We start from the raw sequence: 20,309 nt of genomic DNA, 5'->3' as shown, positions 1-20,309 counted from the left end.
TCTACCACAGCACAAATAACTTAATACTATAAAAAGCCTTCTTCTTTGAGCAATTTTTCAAGCGTATAATAATCCGCCAAATCTTTAGCCCACATCTCATCGCTTTTTCCTTGATTTGATTTTTCTTCTTCAGAAAAAAACTTCTCAACCGATATCGGCACAGAAGATCGATTAAGTTCAGCTATCTCCATATCAATAACATCACCGGTATTCATCAAGGAATTAAGCCAAGTATAAGTATTCTTTTCCCTATCTATACCCACCAAATTGGCCACACTCTGTTCCTTCTCACTCTTAGTACATACCATCAGACTAACTCCAAAATCAGACGAGACATCGATCTCTTCTCCATTAAAAAAGATTTTAAGACCTTTCATTTTAACAGACCTTTTTTTGTTAAACGTTCTTTCAGCTCACTATATCTTCTATACAGATTTTGGCGGTCAACAATTGTGCGCTTTACGGGCAAATCACTTTCTTCCATTTCTGTGGCGACTATTCTGATTTTATCACCTATCGTCAGATCTTGTCTAACCCACCATTGATGCTCTTGCCTTTCAATGTCCAATCCCGAGACAGTTATACAAAATTTATCACAAGTCTGATCTACAATAATCATAGAAACACCATGCTTTATTGCAATATTCACTTTTTTATCATTAATATAAATCGTAAAACCCTTCATTCTTATTTGGTTATTTTAGAAGGAATCAATCCCTCTTCGATAAGTTTTTTCTTCAATCGATTATACGAAGCCAACAATAATTGATTTTCCTGCTCCTTATCATTCACATCCCGGATAAAGACGGGCATGGAAACATCAGACTCATCTATATCCTCATACGTTATCGAAAATTTATCTCCGGGTTTAAGATCCTCACTGCACCATTTCGGAAAAAGACCTTGTTCGTCCATACCTCCGAAATATAATCTCAACACATCTATATCATCTTTATTCGAAATAATTATTCCCGAACAAGCATTTCTTACAGCTCCCGATATTGTTTTGCCATTCCATTTCAACGTAAAACCTTTCATAATAACCCCCGTTCTTTTATTAACGATTCTAACTGATAAAATTGTTCTAATTTCGAAATAGGCCGTTCTACATCTTTCTTTTTCGTCTCTACCGGCTCTGTCATTTGGTCGGTTTCAACAACTTCAAATTCAAAAGTATCGCCCAACTCTATGGGAACTATCGGATACCAGACCCGACCGAGCTGTTCATCATAATCGACACTACCCGCATAAAAAAATGACTTTCCCCGAACATCATGCATATCGACAACTAACAAATCACCATCTTTAACAGCGGCAATCGTATTTTTTCCTTTATAGTTAATTTTTAAACCTTTCATATACTAATAATCAACAAGTAACAATATTCAGAAAATTTTCAAGCACCGAATACATACAATCCTTTCTCACAAAATTTTATATCAACCCTTCATCCATAAGTTCTTGTTTCATCCGATGATATGATTCCAACAGCTTAAACTCATCGACAACATCGATAAACTCTGCAAATGCAGAAATTTCCGACTCATCTATATCCGTATATTTTATTGAAAGCCGATCTCCGGCTTCAAGAGTTTTCGTACACCATACACAAGAATGTGCCAGTTTATCCATACCACCAAACTCTAATCTAAAGGTATTATTCTTTCCCGTAATAGTTATAGTGGAACATCCGTCCATTGCCCCAGCAAATACCTCACCATTCAATTTTAATATAAAGCCGTTCATAGCAATCCCCTTTTCTTTAATAACGCCTCCAACTTATAGAAACTCTCCAACTTTGAAATCGGAGATTTAATATTTGCTATATCGGTCATAATCGCAGATTCCGTCATACCATCTGACTCAATTACCTTAATATCGACTACATCATCCGGTTTTATCGGTTCATTTGAGAACCAAACCTTTCTGCGTTTCTTATCACGATCTGTACTTCCCGCATAAATAAAAGCCTGTTCTTTACTATCATTAATAAGAATAACTATCGACTCTTCATTTTTAGCAGAAATTGTTGTGGTCACTCCACGATAATTAATTTCAAAACTTTTCATTTTCACTCTATTTTGCCTGTTTATTCACCGCTCTATAATTTATTTATGTTTAGCGTAAGGAGTCAATATACAAGTCGCATTAAAAAAAATCGTGATAGTATTATCTTCTTTTAGATCAGAATCATAATAACTCCATAATTCATTATCCCGAAATTATACCTCCAATGCGAGCAGAAACTTCTCTTTTTTTCATTCCGAACTGTAACCATTTCACCATAAGTATTATAAAGCATCGAACTATCTATAAAGTCATATCAGATTCTCTTCTTTTAGAATCTCCTCTAATTTTCTAAATTCCTCAATTCCAATCAACATCAGCTTTCTGTTTATCTATCATTTCGATATACAAAGGATCGATCTGACAAGTATCTTTATAATTATCAGCGGTAATCGGGATAGAAGCCTCATCAAATTCAGCCACTTCGACATCAAGTTCAATCCCGTCTTTCTGCAATTGAAACGAACTTATGTAAGGCTGCCCACTACTCCCCTCAAGAATAAACTCATTTCTTACCAACGTCACGTTCAACGTAGCATCAGATTCAGAAGAACCGACTTTAAAATTTCGGCCTAAATATTTAACAATAAATCCTATCATCTTTCACTCTTTCCTTCCAATTCTTTTTTAAGAGTATAATATCTCTCTATCAATTCCGCCCTATTGATCGGATAGCGTTCTAATAAAGGATATATCTCCTCATCAACCTTCGTTACCCGTATTTTTATTTTATCTCCCAATTTAAGTTTTCGCTTATGCCATCGAAGGTGATACGACTTCGAATTTATTCCATCTATACACATAATGTCATATCCATGTCCTATATTCATCATTACATGCACCAAATTATCAGAAATTACAGAAATCTCTTCCTCACCATTAATTACAATCCTGAACCCTAACATATTTATACACTTTGCAAAACATTTGATAATCTTAGAACCTATTTAAATTTTTCCGATAAAATCGTCTTTTTAAACTTTTTAGGACTTCCTCTCGAACTGTTTTCTCATTCTTGTACCTAACATTCTTGAAAACATCTCTAAAAAAGATCTTATGCAAAATTTAAACAGATTTTTAAAATGCCGATAATCACCAAGTGATAATATCTATAAATTTATAAAAAGAATACATAGATACTAAAACAGCTATTCTGTTTTATTTTTATTTAACAATAAAACCTTAAAGATATTGCATTATCCAACGCAATCAATAAAATACAGAAGACTACAAATAGAGCTGATAAAAAGAAAAGATTTTCAAATGACTTTCAAATGATTATTCAAATTTTATAACAACGATATTCATGAAATTCTTTACCGTTTTCGGTAATTCCCGAATTCCATTTCTGCATACCGCATTTTTCACATAAACGAACAGAGGCCTTATTGGAAGCATACATGCGGGCAAGTACACATTTTGCTTTTAATGAAGCAAATGCATAATTTATCAATCCTCGGCATATTTCCGTTCCATACCCTTTCCCCCAATAAACAAAGTCTAAAATATACCCTAACTCAAAAATTCTATTTTCCCGATCGAAAGAAAACAATCCGGCCTCACCGATAACCTCACCCGAATCTTTAAGCTCAACTATAAAAATACCGTATCCATAAGAATAGCTTTTGTTTATCCGGGAATATTTATCCCTAAGCTCGAATATTGTCCAATCATACCTACCGTCAGAAATATACCTCATATTTTTTTCTTGCGTATAAATAGAGAACATAATATCCATATCTCCCTCTACCACATCCCTGACAACCGCCCGATCTGTTTCAAATCTGACCATGAGAAAATTATCAATGAGTATCCCGAACAATAAGGTCTTTCATACCCGGAGTCATTTTAACTTGCGTATTTACAGAATCGACTGCATAAATAAAATAAGCATTCAATTGCAACTTTTCTGCTAATTGCAGGCTTTTATCAATCCCCATAACCATGAAAGCCGTAGCATAAGCATCGGCTGTCATGCAATCGGGCGCAATCACCGTAGCGCTGAGTAAAGAATGCTGCACAGGATATCCGCTGACCGGATCTATCGTATGGGCTACTCTTTTACCGTTTTCATATCTGAAATTACGATAATTACCCGAAGTAGCCATCGCCCCGTCGCAAATCGCCACAATCTCTTCTATTTCACCCATTACACTTTCACTATCTTCTTCAGGCTTATTGATTCCCACCTGCCAGCACTCGCCTTTGGGATTACGCCCTTTGCCGACCAACTCGCCTCCGATTTCTACCAAGAAATTCTCGATGCCTTTCGACTCTAAAAGTTCAGCAACGACATCAACGGCATACCCCTTGGCTATTGCCGAGAAATTAAGCGACATGCGCGGATCTTGTTTTATCACCTTCCCGTTATCTAAAGATATCTTATCCATCCCGACAAATTGAAGCAGACTGTCTATATCGTGCGATGATAACGAATACCCTTGTTTAAATCCGAATCCCCAAGCATTGATCAAAGGCGACACCGTAGGATCGAAAGCTCCGTCCGTCTGCGTCCAGATTTCCCGAGAACGGCTGAAAACATTGACAAACCATTCATTCAGCACTACGGTAGAATCATTTTCATTTACCCGAGTTATGACCGATGTTTTATTAAACGGGGAGAGCGTCGCATCGAAAAGATGCAGCTCATCTTCTATTTCTGCTTGCAAATCAGAATCATACTGATAAGTTATATGATAAATCGTATTGAAGATAATTCCTTCATTCTGTTGATAAACGGCTTCTTTTGTCTGTTTTGTTTCCCGATATATTGTCACTATGGCAAAAACGATAAGAAACAATATGCATGCAACCAATCCTCTCTTATTCTTCATTCGATAAATTATTTATCCGGCAGAAAACCGGCAAAAAGATACTTTTACTGAAAAAATAAATGCTCTATTAAAATTTTAGTTCCGATCAAAATCAAAATAACTCCGCCCAGCATTTCTGCTCTATGTTTCAACCGTCTTCCACAATATCTGCCCAAATAAAGGGCTATCATAGAACAGGCAAAAGTAACTCCGATAATAATAGCCGTAGGCGTAAGCATATTCATGCTCAAAAATGCAAACGATACCCCGACTGCCAATGCATCGATACTCGTCGCAACCGACAAACCGAGCAAAGTTTTTGTCTTTGCAGGATTAAAACAACAAGGAGTCTCTTCGTCTTTAGAACGCCCCTCACGAATCATATTTATCCCGAGTATGAGCAGCACCCCGAAAGCGACCCAATGATCATAATCTTGTATATATTTTTGAAACTCTCGCCCAATAAACCAACCTATCAAAGGCATAGCCCCCTGAAATAAAGCTAAAAAAGAAGCTATTTTTAATGCCGAAGATGTCCGGAAAGGCTTTAACACCACCCCTGAAGTCACCGATACGGCAAAACTGTCCATCGAAAGTCCGATTGCCAATATTAGTAATTCAAAAATACTCATCCGTTCATTTTTTGTTTAAATGTTCCCGGGCATATTGCATCACATTTGCAGGAGGCCGTTGATTTTTTAATTCCTCCGCCATATAATTCATATAAGGCATGACATGCGCATAATATTTTTGTAATCCGGCACAAAGATAGTTCAATCCCGGCTCTCCTGTTACAGTTTTCGAAATCCTGTTTTTAGGACATTCTCCGTTACATAAATTCAAGAAACGACATTCACGACACTGCCGGGGCAAAGTATTTCGTTTGGCATTGCCAAATGCCATTTGTTCAGGAGACAACATCATACTTACCAAAGTATCTGTTTTTATATTCCCTCGCTTATATTCGGGAAAAACAAAATGATCGCAAGCATACACGTCGCCGTTATACTCCATAGCTGCCGCATGTCCGCAAGTCTTCCCGTAAATGCAAACTCCCGGAGCTGCTCCGACAACGCCCGCTAACGTGGCATCGAACATCTGTACAAAATAACGTCCGACATCATTGCAAACCCATTCATCGAAAATGTCACAATAAAACTGGCCGTAATCCAGCGGATCAACACACCAAGGAGGCATTTCCGTATCCGGAAATTCGCCCGGAGGAAGCAATTCCAGCCCATCGGGACGATCTCCCCAACGCTCTACAATAGGAGAAAATTGCATATAACAGCTTCCTATTTCTTTAAAAAAACGATACGTTTCCAGTGCATAATGAGCATTATAATCATTGACGACCGACAAAGTGTTAAATTCGACTTGGTGCTTCTGCAACAGTTCGATTCCTTTCATCACCCGGGCAAAAGAACCTCTTCCTCCTTTATCTTTACGATAACGGTCATGCACATGTTCGGGTCCATCGATAGAAATACCGACAAGAAAATTATTCTCTTTAAAGAAACGACACCACTCATCATTGAGCAGAATTCCATTGGTTTGTATCGAGTTAGCGATAGGACGACCTTTTGCATAACGTTTTTGCAGAGCAACTGCCTTTCGGAAAAAATCGAGACCTCTCAACAACGTTTCACCACCGTGCCATGTAAACAAAACTTCAGGTGTAGTCTGACAATTGATATATTCCTCCGTAAATTTTTCCAGCATTTCATCTGTCATCCGATTAGACCGTTGTCCCCGATAAAGTTCTCCTTTCTCCAAATAGTAACAATAACTGCAATCGAGATTACACATCGCTCCTACCGGTTTTGCCATAACATATATCGGATAATCCAAAGGATTATACGCAATTGTTTTTCCCATGTAGATTCCTCTTCTTTGAAAGGTCAAAGATACTAATTTGTCCCGACATTAATAGAAATCCGGATTCAAAACAAAGAATATCTGCAAATTTTATTTCTGACGTGCAAAATAATTGAACCGATAACTGAACTGCAACATAAAATAACGAGGCTGGGTACTATAAGCTATATCCTCGATATAATTAGACCGAACGACACGAGATACGGATATTCTCTGATTCAACAGATCAAATCCTTTCAAACTGATCGTTCCTTGTTTCTTTTTAAATACCGACACATTGAATTGTGCTCCCAAAAGATGTTGCGGACGATCAAATCCATCTGTATACCCGGTTTTAAAATTATAGTCATAATCAAGCGATAACGTAATATCTTTAGGAAAACGTATCTCGACATTTCCGCCATTGCTTATATCGAATGCGTTGACATTCATATTCGACTGAAGCGAATACTTTGCCGTATTATATCGTATAAGACTTTTTATCCCTACTTCCAGCCACTCATTCGTATAGGTAACACGCAAACGCTCATACAACCGCATTTCATTGCTGATGCTTTTTTCTCCCAACACATCCTTATCCGATAAAAAACTTATGCCACGACTATAATTTCCGGTCGTATAAGAACTCAATCGAAAATAGGGGTTTAACGGCATACTGTACATAAAATTAAAATAGCCGTCACAAACGCCGTTTACATTGATCGGCATTGTTTTCTGCACTCCCTCTTCTATATACTCGGTACGGTTTGCTATAGAATTCTGCTTAAAATTCATACCCATGTTCAAAACTATAGTCCGCTGAGTAACTTTATTATAATCATTATAGCGAAGCCTGAAACGAGTAGTAAAGGATTGTTTCAAGTCGGGATTACCTACTCTCAAATGATTCGGATTGGCATCATCGACAATAGGCTGCAACTGAGAGGGAGAGGGCTGCTGACTATTTCCCCACACATCGATTCTCAAAATCCGCTCTTTACTGAACGGACAGACAAAATTTACATAAGGCGCTATATTGAAACTTTTGTTCGCAATCGTATAAAATAGAGTATCGGCTCTGAAACTGGAACTTCTCATATCGGTAGGTTCTAATGTCGCACCGATCCTTAAATTTATTTTTTTCCAAAATTTCCGGATTCCCGCTTCTATTCGATGAATGTAAAAAATGTTTTCGGAACGGTTAGTCTGATTCGGAGATAATTCGAACTCACCCGTTTCTCTATCCATGCTTTCCGTGCGCCTGTCCTCTTCCGAATTATTTCGCTGGAACTGATACGACACATTTATTTGCCATGTAGGAGATAAAGGTTCGGTATAATAAAAACGGACACGATAATCATTTCGACTTATATCTCTATTCATGAGCTGATAAGTAGGTTCGGGATTCTGCATCTCCGTACCATTCTTGAATTTCCATTTATCCGTACGACTATCTGAACTAATGTTCGTATTTGAACGAGTTCCCGAAATATCGACCGAAAAATTCCTCCCGCGTTTATCAAAATTATGCCCGTACGAAAGAGTCCCCTGCAAATAATAATTTTTCTCTTTCGCCCAATAATCTACATAAGAACTATCGAGTAACATCGTATCTCCTTTTAACGTTCTATAATCAGCCCACTCTTTGCGATTACCGTCCCCCCAAACGATATTAGGACGGAAATACAAACGGTTCTTCTTATCTATCTGATATTCCCATTTCCAATTTGTACGGAACTGTGTAGATTTATTGTTATTCCACTGATTCCGATGCAAGGTATTAAATCCCGATGTTTGAAAATTCTCGCGATAAAGAGAGCGAGATTCATCTTGATTGAAATTCGCCACAAAAATATTCCCGTTCAGTTTCATTTTTCCATCAAGATAACGATCGGCATAATTGACCCCTCCCATGTGCGTACGCATAATTCCTCGTCCAGTACGGGCTGCTTGAGACGCTTGAGCTGCAACTTGAGAAGGAATGCCTTTCAACATATCCGAAAAGCCCATATTATTCGTGTTGTTCGATCCCCCGAGTACGGTCAACTGTGTCTCTTTTGAAAATTTATTAATCAAGGCATTCGCTTCATATTTTTCCTGAGTCCCGCCTCCGGCAAGAGCCGTACCGAACACTCCCCGCTTCTTATCTCGTTTTACCTTCAAATTGATAATATATTGTCTGTTTCCATCATCGATTCCGGTCAACTCTTCCATGTCCGACTTTTTCTCTACAACTTGTAAACGTTCGATCATATCGACCGGCAAATTTTTCGTCGCAACCTTAGGATCATTTCCGAAAAACTCTTTACCATCCACCATCACTTGAGTTATCTCCTGCCCGTTTACCAGAATTTTTCCTTCCTCATCAATTTCTACACCCGGAAGTTTTTTAAGCAAATCCTCGATAACAGCATTTTTCGTCGTTCTAAATGCAGTCGGCGAATACTCTAACGTGTCGTTATTAACCATCACGCCCGGTTGTTTTCCTACAACGACAGCCTCCTTTAATTGCGTATCAGCCGAATACAGTACCAATCGGCCCAAATCGACCCTATCCGAAAGAGCTTTAATCTCGATATTTTTATAAACAGACTGATATCCCAAATAAGTAATATGAATAAAATATTTTCCGGGAACGAGCCCGGACAATTTAAATAATCCGTCTTTATCCGAAGCCGTACCCGATATAAAAGTACTGTCCGGTAAATGAGAAAGGCGTACGGTCGCCATTTCGACCGGTATCTTCAACGAAGCATCGAATAGAGTTCCTTTAACCTCCGCATCTTTAGAAAATGCAGAAAACGGTATAAGCAAAAAAAACGATATAATCCAATATTCTATATAATGGCATGTGCGTGTCATGGAAATTTGTGTATGTGTGTGTTATGTGTGTTTCGTACAATCAGTATCAGAAAGGTCTCATTCCACCGACCGGTGGCCTGCCCCCTCCCCTTTCTCTCATCATTCCGGGAGGGCCGTCCGGTCTTCCCGATCGTTGCTGTCTTTTTCCCATCGTATTGAAACGATAAGAGAAATAAAGCATACAATAACTGGACAACGTATTATATTCTACATCCTGAATATAGTTTCCGGTTGCTGTTCTTGAAATATTAGAAACCTGTCTCAAAATATCATATATCTTAAACATGAGAGTAGCCTGTTTTCCCTTTAAAAATTGCCATGAAACCTGAGCATTCCACATCCACTGATTCCGGTCATAGCCGGCAGAATATCCCGAACTTCCCGAATAACGAAGATCTGTACCGACCGTTACATTCCCCGGAATATAGACAGCGACATCCATCCCTCCTCCAAAGTTCATGGTTTGCTGTCTCTCTCGACTTTGAATACTGTTTCCGGTAAGAGCATACGAATAATTTCCGGTTATTCCGACATCAAACAAATCAGAATTATAATTCAACCCCAGGTTTTCATACACGTTCACAGTCCTCGAAATATTTCTTTCACTCTCTTTCCCCCCGGTATTCACAAAGCCTATATTATGGTTATACGATGCGTTCGTCATGGTATTGAAGCGGAACTTTTTATTCTTAAACGGCATATTATACATTACCATGCCATTTACATTCCAGACACCGTTTACATTGACCGGCATAGTCGTTTGAACTCCCGTATTATTATCATAAGTCGTCTGATTGACAATACTGTTTAAAGTAAAACTTCCGTTCACAAAAGCCATTAATCCCCGCTGTTTTTCGGGTTCGAAAGAGTTATATCGCAACCTGAAATTATTGCTGTATGATGGATTTAAATCAGGATTACCTTTACTGATCCTCAAAGGATTCGTAATATTTTGCACCGGTTGCAATTGGCTGACGCTCGGCTGCCGGGTTCTTCCCCGATATTCAAGATTAAGGCTTTTCTGCTTACTGATACGATATGCGGCATTGAACAGCGGAGAATAATTAAATACCATTTTACCCGGCACATCCCGTGCATGATCCATGAGATTCTCCGACTCCGAACTGGACGGATTCATGTCGAATCCGACATTGTATCTAAATTTGGGATATGTTCCTCTCAATCCCACACTAATGCGATGCGACTGAAAGACATTCCGGAAACGGTTACTGTACAGAGAATCCAATTGCAACTCTCCAGAACCGTCAGCCGGTATATTATAAGCCATTCGGTCGGCATTGCTATAATTGTAGTTATAGTTATAAGCAAATGTCAAAAAATGATTTTTAAATATCGGCTCTACATAAGTTACCCTCACTCCGAAACTTCCGCCCCAATTGCGGTTATCATCTTTTTGATCTACAACACTGACACTATCATTCAGATAGAACAAGTTTCTACTATAACTCATTCCATCCTCTTCATTACGATTAGAACTGAAGTTAAAAGAGAAAGTCATCTGTCGCCCTTGCTTAGAACGAAAACGGCGGCTCAGGCTCAAACGACCAGAAAAATTATATCCGTGACCGTCGCTTGACGATAACATCTCTCCGCTGTTGATGCTATCACGCAGGCTTTCCTCTTCACCCGAGTGTCCTCCCAATGTAGCAGATGTACTGTGATTATACATTTTCGATTTATTATAACCGAAAGTCGGCATAAATTCCAATACGGTAAGGGTATCTATTTCCCAATGCAAACGAAAATTCATATTTATATTATGACTTTTCGTATTGTATGTTTTCTCCGAATTATCATAAGAAATACTGTCTTTCAGAAAGTTTTGTTGTTCGCTTTTTTGCCAAACATCGTTATTCGAGTAACCATACCGAATATCTCCTCCAAACCGCAATTGATCGGTTTTACCCATATTGAAATTAGCGCCTGTAGTAGTAGATGTCGTTGTTCCCTTTCCTCCTCCACCGCCAAAACGGCGAGAACTTCCCGAAAACATCGACGCTCCCATATCTCCCGCACCCATATTTCCGGTATTGTTAGTTCCTCCTAAAAGCGAAATTTGAGTCTCATCCACCAATCGGTTCAGCATTCCGTTGAATTCATACCGTTTATCAGTACCTGCACCACCCATCACATGGCCGAACCAGCCTTTTTTCATTCCCTTCTTTACGGTCAAATTAATAATGGTTTCATCCTCCCCGTCATCTACTCCGGAAAAACGGGCTTCGTCCGATTTCCGGTCTATCACCTGTAATTTCTCTATAATATTAGCCGGGAGATTTTTAGATGCAACTTTAGGATCATCCGAAAAAAACTCTTTACCGTCCAACAATATTTTCTTAACCTCTTTTCCCTGAGCTTTTATCTTTCCGTCTTTATCGACCTCTACTCCGGGAAGTTTTTTCAAAAGATCCTCGATAACCGCATTGGGTTGTGTTTTAAATGACCCGGCATTATACTCTACAGTATCTTCTTTTGTGACAATATCCGGAACTTTTCCGACAACAACAGCTTCTTTCAACTCTATATTCGCAGGCTCCATCATAACAGTCCCCAAAGAGACAGAAGAGTCTTGAACAGAAAATTTTACTAATTTAGAAATAGTTTTATATCCCAAATAAGAAAATACGATCCTATAATTTCCCGCATTTATCCTGGACAGTAAAAAACGACCGTTTGCTCCTGTAACGCCACCGGTAACCATAGAGCTGTCCTTTTGTACCAATAGTTTGACGACAACAGCTTCCATCGGTTGCCCCGACTCATCTTTTACGAGTCCGTTAACCGATATTTTCCCCACTTTTGCATTTTGCGTTACCTTTCCGGAAGATTGAGATTGCTGAGCTGTCACAGAAACAATCATCAATAAACAAAGTAAAGCCGCGATTAATCTTTTTCCTTTCATCATTTATTTACTCACAAGACATATTGTCATTATATTGTGTTGTGTAGTATATTGTGTAGAATCGTGATCTTTTTAAACTTAAATTTCTCTTAACCGCACCGATCTCCTCAAAAAAAATCAATTCCGAACTATTGGACAAAAATAAATTATAAAGGTTTAAGAGACTGTTTAAATTTTCCGATAAAAAAATATTATCAGATCATTTTTGCGTTCTCTTCCGGTCTATAACGATGTCGACGATATCGGTACGCCTCCCCTTTCGAGAAAGAAACGACTATTTATGAGGCTTCCCCTCAAACTTCATCCGCGCAAAATTTAGACAGATTTTCTACAAGATATAGTGAATTAATGAGAAGAGAGATAATCCTTCATATTAGCCAGAACTTTTTGGGACAAGCGCTCAATACTTTGTATTGATTTGCCAGAAATATAAGGCGTATAAAGCACATTAGGAAAGCCATTCAGTCTATCTTGCAAACCTCCCATACCCGTTGCATCGCACAAATAAAAACTATCCGGACAATTTCTCAACCAATTACAAATCGCCTCCGTTTGAAAAGTTTGACCCACTGATGTATTTACCAATATTTTGCCATTTCCCATTAATTCAAATTCCTTTTCACCCAATATATAATTATTTCGAGGTAAACAAGTACAAACGATTTCTACATCTGCAAGTAATTCTTCTAACGGTCTATAGACTATACCGACTTTCTCTGCTTCAGGTTTTCGAGTTCTGCTATAATAACTAACATCCGCACCTAAAAACGACAGCGCATCGGCGATCATTCTACCTGTCTTTCCTAAACCGACAATCCCGATTTTACGTTGCGTCAGTTCGGTACTCTCCTTCAACCATCGTACCCCTCCGAAACCATGTAACAAACGAACCAACTCACAAATTACATACTCGACAACCCCCTCATCTCCATAATCTTTCACCCCCAATACAGTAATGCCTCTCCTATATGCTTCTATGACATCAACATTGCAACTACTCGGATCATAAAGTGTACAACACATGCCTATATAACGAATATTAGGACAAGCATCAAGAACAGCACGTGTAATTAATGTTCTAAAAGAAACCAACAAGCAATCGGCATTACCAATGCGATCAATAATCTCTTTTTCTTGAAGAGGAAAATCATGATACATAAAAACTTCTTCTCCTAAAGAACGCAATTGTTCAAGAGCACAAGCATTTAATAAAGTTTCATCAACTCCGACTATTTTCTTAAATTTCATAATTACAGCTATTCTTTAAAATAGGTTTTAATAAAAAAACAAGTAAAAATACGATTTTCATATTTAATTATGGCTTCTGCCAAAAAAATTTTTATACATTTTTCCCAAAATCAAATTTATCAAATACTATATAGAAAACCAAACCGTAATATTCTTTCCGTAATCTACATTTCTTCTCGTTTCTTTGTTGTATCTTTACCACCGAATAATCAAAAACAAGAACTCACAATCAGATCTCAAATTTTATGATGAAAGATTTTATACAGATACTCAGACGTTTTGTTCCTCCTTATAAAAAATATCTGTTTCTAAATATTTTCTTTAATATATTTTCTACCGTTCTAAGTCTATTCTCTTTTGCTCTGATCATCCCGATTCTAGAAATTCTGTTCAAGATGAAAGAGATTTCCTATAATTTCATTCCATGGGAAACTACAGGTATGGATTTGAAAGATATAGCAATAAATAATTTTTATTGGTTTATCACCGAACAGATAAATACCCATAGCGAAGCATGGGCTTTAATGATATTAGGGGCTTTTTTGGTTGTCATGACATTCGCCAAAACATGTACCAGCTATCTGAGCTCATACTTTATGATACCGATCCGTTCTGGCGTAGTTCGGGATATCCGCACATTCGTATTTAAAAAAGTAATAAGCTTACCTATCGGATTCTTTACAACCGAACGAAAAGGAGATGTAATGTCGAGAATGACAGGAGATGTAGCCGAAATAGAAAATTCCATTATGGCTTCATTGGACATGATGTTTAAAAACCCGATCATGATTATCATATATTTAAGCACCATGTTCGCCATAAGCTGGCAGTTGACTATTTTCGTTTTAATCTTACTGCCTGTTGCCGGATTTGTAATGGGACAAATCGGGAAAAAACTGAAACGGACATCTCTTGAGGCACAGCAACAATGGGGCGGTTTAATGTCCCAAATCGAAGAAACTCTCGGAGGGTTGCGCATCATCAAAGCTTTCAATGCAGAACATAAGATTTTAGATCGGTTTATCAAATCGAACAATAAATTTTTCAAAATTACGAACCGGATCAGCCGAAGGCAAGCAATGGCTCATCCGATGAGCGAATTTTTAGGAACTTGCACTATCGCCATCGTCCTCTGGTATGGAGGTTCTTTAATTTTATCGGGCGACAACACAATAAGCGCAGCAGACTTTATTTACTATTTAGTTATATTTTATAGCATTATCAATCCGGCAAAAGATTTGTCAAAAGCAGCTTATGCCGTTCAACGGGGGCTTGCATCCATGCAACGGGTCGATAAAATCTTATCAGCAGAAAACCCCATCAAAAGTCCGACCAATCCGGTACGCATCGACTCGCTCAACGACAAAATCGAATATCGAGACATATCATTCAAATACAATGCCGACTGGGTTATTAAAGATGTCAACTTAACCATAAAAAAAGGACAGACCGTCGCCCTTGTGGGACAGTCAGGATCCGGTAAATCGACAATGGCCGATTTATTGCCGCGGTTCTATGATGTAGAAAAAGGAGGAATATTCATAGACGGAGTCAATATTAAAGATATGGCAGTATTCGATCTTCGTGAAATGATGGGAAACGTCAATCAAGAAGCGATACTGTTCAACGATTCCTTTTATAATAATATCACTTTCGGAGTGGAACATGCAACGAAAGAGCAAGTGATAGAAGCAGCAAAAATAGCCAATGCTCACGATTTTATCATGGCAACGGAAGAACAATACAACACTAATATCGGAGACAGAGGATGCCGTCTTTCCGGAGGACAACGCCAACGGATCAGCATAGCCAGAGCCATTCTTAAAAATCCTCCGATATTAATATTGGACGAAGCCACATCCGCTCTCGACACCGAGTCTGAACGACTGGTACAAGAAGCCTTGGAAAATTTGATGAAAAACCGGACAACTTTAGTCATAGCTCACAGATTATCTACTATTAAAGACGCCGATCTGATATGTGTCATGCATGAAGGAAAGATCGTAGAGTCAGGACGTCATGACGAGCTGATAGCTCTCAACCGTTACTATAAACGGCTGGTCGATATGCAAAAATTCTGACAAAACCCAAAGTAAAAATTGTTATTACAGTAAAAATTGATATTTTTGCGACCAGAGTATATGAAACGGAAATACAGACATATCGTAATCTTAATAATAGCCATGCTGGTAAGCAGTATGGCGGGTATTACGAATGCTGTGTTGAATTCGAAAATACAGGATTCCATAGCCGTTTCCCAAGACCTTTCGCATCATAATACTCACACGACTATCGATGTATTGGTACATCATACACTATACATCCTTACTTCCCATGAACACTTTTCGTCTTTTTTGTTTCAATGCGGATCAAAATTTCAGACTACATATCGAGCAGATGCCCTACATCTGCAAACATATTTATACACAGCCTATAAGACAAGACTACAAGAAAATGCCCAATACTTTTCTCAACTGAGAAGTGACGGACATTATCTTTATGCCCTCTGTCAAATGCGCATTTAGAGTTTATTTTTATTTTGTTTTTGAAGTAACTTATTCGGTGTACTTCTTGTTATCCAATAACCATAACTCCTGAAGAACAGAGATTTTCTTAATCTCCCATTACAGGTATAGGTCTTTTTGGATATACGATTTATTACATCATGATATTCACTTCCCTTTTGGATATCTATAAAAACAATTATAAAAATAAACTCTAATTATATTAAAAATGGAAACAAACAAAAAAAAAGAATTTATCAACGATAATATCATTTACAAAAAAACTCTCTCTATTTCAGGGATTATTTACTTGGCGGTGGCTATAGCCATATTTTTCGGAAATACGCTTATACAAGGTGACAATACTTCATTAAAAATGGCTATGATGATTGCCGGATCTGTCTTTGCAATCGTAGGTCTCGTAAAACTCATGGCCGGGAAAAAGAAGATTATATATAAAGCGAACGGATGTCCGATGAAAAGATGCGATTTGTACTTCGACAATCATGAAATGCATCGATTGCAGCAATCATTGGAAAACAAACAATTCGACGTATTGCCCAAATTAAAACCTGCAGAAGGGAATAAAGCCGGGATCAAGCTTAATTTATTCATTTCCGAAGACAAAAAATATGCATCGGCACAAGTGCTACAATTCATCCCGTTCGATTATGAACCGGTTTCCGCTCCTATCAGTTTCTACGATGAAGATGTAGTAGCTTTGACTCAAGCCATACCTAACGGCAAATAAGCTTATGTGATTACTATATAAAATAAACCATAAAATCGGGGCAAGGGAATTTAAAATTCCCTTGCCCCGATTTTATAACTAATCCTTATAGTAGATAAAACATATAACAACCCTTCGTCTTTCTTTATATAGTCTTAAATAAGCGACATACAAAAACAAAATCTGTACAAACAGTGTTCTAAGGAAGAATAAGAACCTCCCGCGTGTCTGTTTTTCATACAAATCCCGGGAACATAAACCCAACACACGTTTTTTTGATTTACTTAATTAATTTATAAACTTTAAAACGTAATTCTTGCATGGAGCACATGAATTTTAAACCGGGATGGAAAATTTTCCTTATTTTATTATCCGGGATTTTTCTTTCTCTCGACATCCAAGCACAACGAATCAAAGTGCATGGTAATGTAAAAGATTCCTATGGAGAACCTGTGGTAGGAGCGAATGTTATAGTAAAAGGCACAACATCCGGAACAGTAACTGACATTGACGGAAATTACCAGATAGAAGCGCCTAAAGACAGCACTCTTATATTTTCTTTTGTCGGATACATTTCTCAAAGTATCCCTATAAAAAATAGGGCTGAAATATCTGTTATTCTTGAAGAAGATGTTATTACTTTAGGAGAAGTGGTCGCTATCGGATACGGAACCGTAAAGAAAAGCGATGCCACAGGAGCAGTTACACAGGTCAAACCGGATGAAATAAACAAAGGTATGGCAACATCTGCACAAGATTTGCTGGTAGGTCAAACTCCGGGCGTTGTCGTCACCTTGACCGGAGGCAAACCTGAAGCCGGAGGAGAAATCCGTATTCGAGGAGGTTCATCTTTAAATGCGACAAACGACCCGCTGATCGTTATAGACGGTGTTCCAGTAGATAATTCAGGAGTCACCGGAATGTCGAATCCTCTCAGTATGATTCCACCCGATAATATAGAAAGTTTTACGATTCTAAAGGACGCGTCGGCAACCGCAATTTACGGATCAAGAGCATCGAATGGCGTTATCATCATTACAACTAAAAAGGGAATGAGCGGAAAACCTCAAATAAATTTCAATGCAAACATGTCGGTCAGTACTTCCCGCAGAACTACCGGAGTTCTAAATGCCGATGAATTCAGAAGACTGATTGCCGAACAGACCGGAACTTCCAGTCAGGCATACCAGTTATTGGGAAATGCCAATACGAACTGGCAAGATGAAGTACTGAGAACGACTGTCAGCTCAGACTACAATTTAAGCGTAGGCGGACAATATAAAATACTGCCTTACCGTGTATCGGCAACTTTTACAAATCAAAACGGTATCTTAAAGACATCTTCGATGAACCGTACTACGGCATCTATTTCCCTTACTCCTAAATTTTTCAACAACACGCTAAGTGTAAATATGAATGTCAAGGGATTATATATACGCAACGAATTTCCTGACGAGGCCGCTATCGGAGGAGCTGTAAGTTTCGACCCGACTCAACCGGTTAAAGTTCCGGGACAAGAAATCGGAAATGGATATTTCATGTGGTTGCAACAAAATACAGGAGCAGTTATAGGAATTGCCCCTCTTAATCCAGTTTCTTTACTGGACGATCGTTCTATGATCTCTCATGTTTACCGCAGTTTGGGAAACATCCAACTCGATTATATCATGCCTTTCCTCCCTGAGTTGAGAGCAAATCTGAACTTAGGATATGATGTGTCGAAAAGCCGACAATGGAACAAAATGTTCCCTAACTCTCCTATAACTTATAAAGAAAACAAAAAGTTGGGGATCGGACAAACCGAAACGCTGAAACAATTAAAGAGAAATCAATTACTGGATTTTTATTTGAATTACAATAACGATTTCCGCCAAATATACAGTAAAGTAGAGGTCATGGCAGGTTATTCATGGCAAAAATTCTATAAAGACGGAAGTACCATAACAACACTTATGCCCGATAATGAACCTTGGTATGACAAAACTTATGCCGACCACCTGCAATTACTTTCGTTTTTCGGACGAATCAACTATACATTCAAAGATACATATCTGCTAACATTCACTTTACGGGGTGATGCGACTTCCCGTTTTTCTAAAGATCACCGTTGGGGAACATTCCCGGCTTTGGCTTTGGGTTGGAAAATTATCAACGAACCGTTTATGCAACCTGTTGCTAATGTAATGAACGAATTAAAATTACGGTTAGGATATGGTATCACCGGACAGCAAGACATCAGTGACAACTATTTTCCGTATATGCCATTATATTCGATGGGATTTCCAACAGCTTCTTATCCATTCGGAGACCGATATTACAATACTCTACGACCAAACGGATATGACCCGAACATAAAATGGGAAGAAACGACTACATGGAACATCGGTTTGGATTTTGCTTTTCTGGATAATAGGATCAGCGGATCTTTCGACTATTATTATCGAGAAACGAATGATCTGATCAGTCGTATTCCTGTTCCGGCAGGATCGAATCTGACAAATGAAATATACACGAATATCGGAAGTTTGAGAAATGAAGGCGTAGAGTTCAGCATCAGTTCAAAACCAATTGTAACAAACAAATTTATTTGGGATCTGGGATTTAACATTGCCTATAATTCGAACAAAATTACAAAGTTAAATAAAAGTAACGATGCCGATTATTATATACCTGTCGGAGGTATCAGCGGAGGAACAGGAAATACCGTACAGGCTCATAAGGTCGGATACCCGGCATTCAGTTATCTTCTATATGAGCAGGTATATGACAAGGATGGAAACCCGATAGAAGGACTTTATGTCGATAGAAACGGAGACGGGGTTATCGATGAAGCGGACAAACGATTATATAAAAGCAGAGATCCAAAAGTCGTAATGAGTTTCACATCACGGATGGAATATAAAAATTTCGATTTCGGATTTTCTCTTCGCGCCAATCTCGGAAATTATGTCTATGATAATGTGCAATCCAATAATTCAAGTTATTCGGCAATATATAACAGTGCCGGATATTTGAACAATTTGATAAGTCGCGGAACAAAATTTCAAAATCCGCAATACATGAGCGATTACTATCTGCACAATGCAGGATTTTTGCGCTGCGATAACATCACACTCGGTTATACATGGAATGAGTTGGTACAAAATAAACTGAAACTCAGACTATACGGAGCTGTACAAAACCCCTTTGTCATCACCAAATACAAAGGACTCGATCCTGAAGTATTTTCGGGTATCGACAATAATGTGTACCCTCGTCCCGTAACCTTTTTGCTGGGAGTTATAATCACTTACTAATAAAAAAAT

The 20,309-nt window shown here is 38.3% G+C and carries 19 protein-coding genes; 4 read left to right on the top strand and 15 right to left on the bottom strand.

Features of this window, described 5'->3' with window-relative positions:
• Positions 1 to 26: 26 nt before the first annotated feature.
• The 15 genes from QUE35_RS11420 to QUE35_RS11350 all read right to left on the bottom strand — a co-directional run bounded on the left by QUE35_RS11420 (position 27) and on the right by QUE35_RS11350 (position 13,770).
• A complete protein-coding gene (locus QUE35_RS11420) occupies positions 27 to 377 on the bottom strand; it encodes a hypothetical protein (RefSeq protein ID WP_022600783.1) in 351 nt (116 codons plus the stop codon).
• Positions 374 to 685 (bottom strand): hypothetical protein, encoded by a 312-nt coding sequence (locus QUE35_RS11415; RefSeq protein ID WP_022600784.1) that lies wholly within the window; start codon positions 683 to 685, stop codon positions 374 to 376. The genes QUE35_RS11420 and QUE35_RS11415 overlap by 4 nt, the downstream gene beginning before the upstream one ends.
• A gap of 2 nt (positions 686 to 687) precedes the next feature.
• Complete coding sequence (locus QUE35_RS11410) at positions 688 to 1,038, bottom strand: hypothetical protein (protein ID WP_009318936.1); 351 nt, start codon at positions 1,036 to 1,038, stop codon at positions 688 to 690.
• Positions 1,035 to 1,358 (bottom strand): hypothetical protein, encoded by a 324-nt coding sequence (locus QUE35_RS11405; protein ID WP_022600785.1) that lies wholly within the window; start codon positions 1,356 to 1,358, stop codon positions 1,035 to 1,037. The genes QUE35_RS11410 and QUE35_RS11405 overlap by 4 nt, the downstream gene beginning before the upstream one ends.
• A gap of 76 nt (positions 1,359 to 1,434) precedes the next feature.
• Positions 1,435 to 1,746: a hypothetical protein gene (locus QUE35_RS11400; protein ID WP_022600786.1), complete on the bottom strand. Its 312-nt coding sequence runs from the start codon at positions 1,744 to 1,746 to the stop codon at positions 1,435 to 1,437.
• Positions 1,743 to 2,069, bottom strand: coding sequence for a hypothetical protein (locus QUE35_RS11395; protein WP_009318939.1), 327 nt, complete (start codon positions 2,067 to 2,069; stop codon positions 1,743 to 1,745). Before QUE35_RS11395 ends, QUE35_RS11400 begins: the two co-directional genes overlap by 4 nt.
• Before the next feature lie 298 nt (positions 2,070 to 2,367).
• Positions 2,368 to 2,667: a hypothetical protein gene (locus QUE35_RS11390; RefSeq protein WP_022600788.1), complete on the bottom strand. Its 300-nt coding sequence runs from the start codon at positions 2,665 to 2,667 to the stop codon at positions 2,368 to 2,370.
• Entirely contained in the window at positions 2,664 to 2,972 is a 309-nt protein-coding gene (locus QUE35_RS11385; protein WP_022600789.1) for a hypothetical protein, read from the bottom strand. The genes QUE35_RS11390 and QUE35_RS11385 overlap by 4 nt, the downstream gene beginning before the upstream one ends.
• A 377-nt stretch (positions 2,973 to 3,349) precedes the next feature.
• Entirely contained in the window at positions 3,350 to 3,859 is a 510-nt protein-coding gene (locus tag QUE35_RS11380; protein WP_022600791.1) for a GNAT family N-acetyltransferase, read from the bottom strand.
• A gap of 10 nt (positions 3,860 to 3,869) precedes the next feature.
• On the bottom strand, positions 3,870 to 4,901 hold the full coding sequence (locus tag QUE35_RS11375) for an FAD:protein FMN transferase (protein ID WP_009318944.1): 1,032 nt from the start codon (positions 4,899 to 4,901) through the stop codon (positions 3,870 to 3,872).
• 44 nt (positions 4,902 to 4,945) lie between these two features.
• Positions 4,946 to 5,512 (bottom strand): manganese efflux pump MntP, encoded by a 567-nt coding sequence (locus QUE35_RS11370; RefSeq protein ID WP_022600792.1) that lies wholly within the window; start codon positions 5,510 to 5,512, stop codon positions 4,946 to 4,948.
• Between the two features lie 4 nt (positions 5,513 to 5,516).
• Positions 5,517 to 6,758, bottom strand: a complete 1,242-nt coding sequence (locus QUE35_RS11365) for an anaerobic sulfatase-maturation protein (RefSeq protein ID WP_022600793.1) — start codon at positions 6,756 to 6,758, stop codon at positions 5,517 to 5,519.
• A 90-nt stretch (positions 6,759 to 6,848) separates the two neighbouring features.
• The gene (locus QUE35_RS11360; protein WP_022600795.1) at positions 6,849 to 9,599 is read right to left on the bottom strand and encodes an outer membrane beta-barrel protein; all 2,751 of its coding nucleotides are present in this window, start codon (positions 9,597 to 9,599) and stop codon (positions 6,849 to 6,851) included.
• Positions 9,600 to 9,645: 46 nt separating this feature from the next.
• Positions 9,646 to 12,525, bottom strand: a complete 2,880-nt coding sequence (locus QUE35_RS11355; RefSeq protein ID WP_081705630.1) for a TonB-dependent receptor — start codon at positions 12,523 to 12,525, stop codon at positions 9,646 to 9,648.
• A 342-nt stretch (positions 12,526 to 12,867) separates the two neighbouring features.
• On the bottom strand, positions 12,868 to 13,770 hold the full coding sequence (locus tag QUE35_RS11350) for an NAD(P)-dependent oxidoreductase (RefSeq protein WP_022600797.1): 903 nt from the start codon (positions 13,768 to 13,770) through the stop codon (positions 12,868 to 12,870).
• A gap of 248 nt (positions 13,771 to 14,018) precedes the next feature.
• Here QUE35_RS11350 and QUE35_RS11345 point away from each other — a divergent pair, with 248 nt between their 5' ends.
• The 4 genes from QUE35_RS11345 (at position 14,019) to QUE35_RS11330 (ending at position 20,300) form a co-directional block, all read left to right on the top strand.
• Positions 14,019 to 15,851 carry an ABC transporter ATP-binding protein gene (locus QUE35_RS11345; RefSeq protein ID WP_022600798.1) on the top strand — a complete coding sequence of 611 codons (1,833 nt, stop codon included), beginning with the start codon at positions 14,019 to 14,021 and terminating at the stop codon, positions 15,849 to 15,851.
• Between the two features lie 60 nt (positions 15,852 to 15,911).
• Positions 15,912 to 16,295, top strand: coding sequence for a hypothetical protein (locus QUE35_RS11340; protein WP_022600799.1), 384 nt, complete (start codon positions 15,912 to 15,914; stop codon positions 16,293 to 16,295).
• 208 nt (positions 16,296 to 16,503) lie between these two features.
• The gene (locus tag QUE35_RS11335) at positions 16,504 to 17,025 is read left to right on the top strand and encodes a hypothetical protein (RefSeq protein ID WP_022600801.1); all 522 of its coding nucleotides are present in this window, start codon (positions 16,504 to 16,506) and stop codon (positions 17,023 to 17,025) included.
• Between the two features lie 299 nt (positions 17,026 to 17,324).
• Positions 17,325 to 20,300 carry a SusC/RagA family TonB-linked outer membrane protein gene (locus QUE35_RS11330; RefSeq protein WP_022600802.1) on the top strand — a complete coding sequence of 992 codons (2,976 nt, stop codon included), beginning with the start codon at positions 17,325 to 17,327 and terminating at the stop codon, positions 20,298 to 20,300.
• The last annotated feature ends 9 nt before the right edge of the window (positions 20,301 to 20,309 follow it).

The sequence above is a fragment of the Coprobacter fastidiosus genome (assembly GCF_030296935.1).
Lineage (GTDB): Bacteria > Bacteroidota > Bacteroidia > Bacteroidales > Coprobacteraceae > Coprobacter > Coprobacter fastidiosus.
The sequence above is the reverse complement of the archived record's forward strand: the minus strand, read 5'-3'. Positions and strand labels throughout refer to the sequence as shown.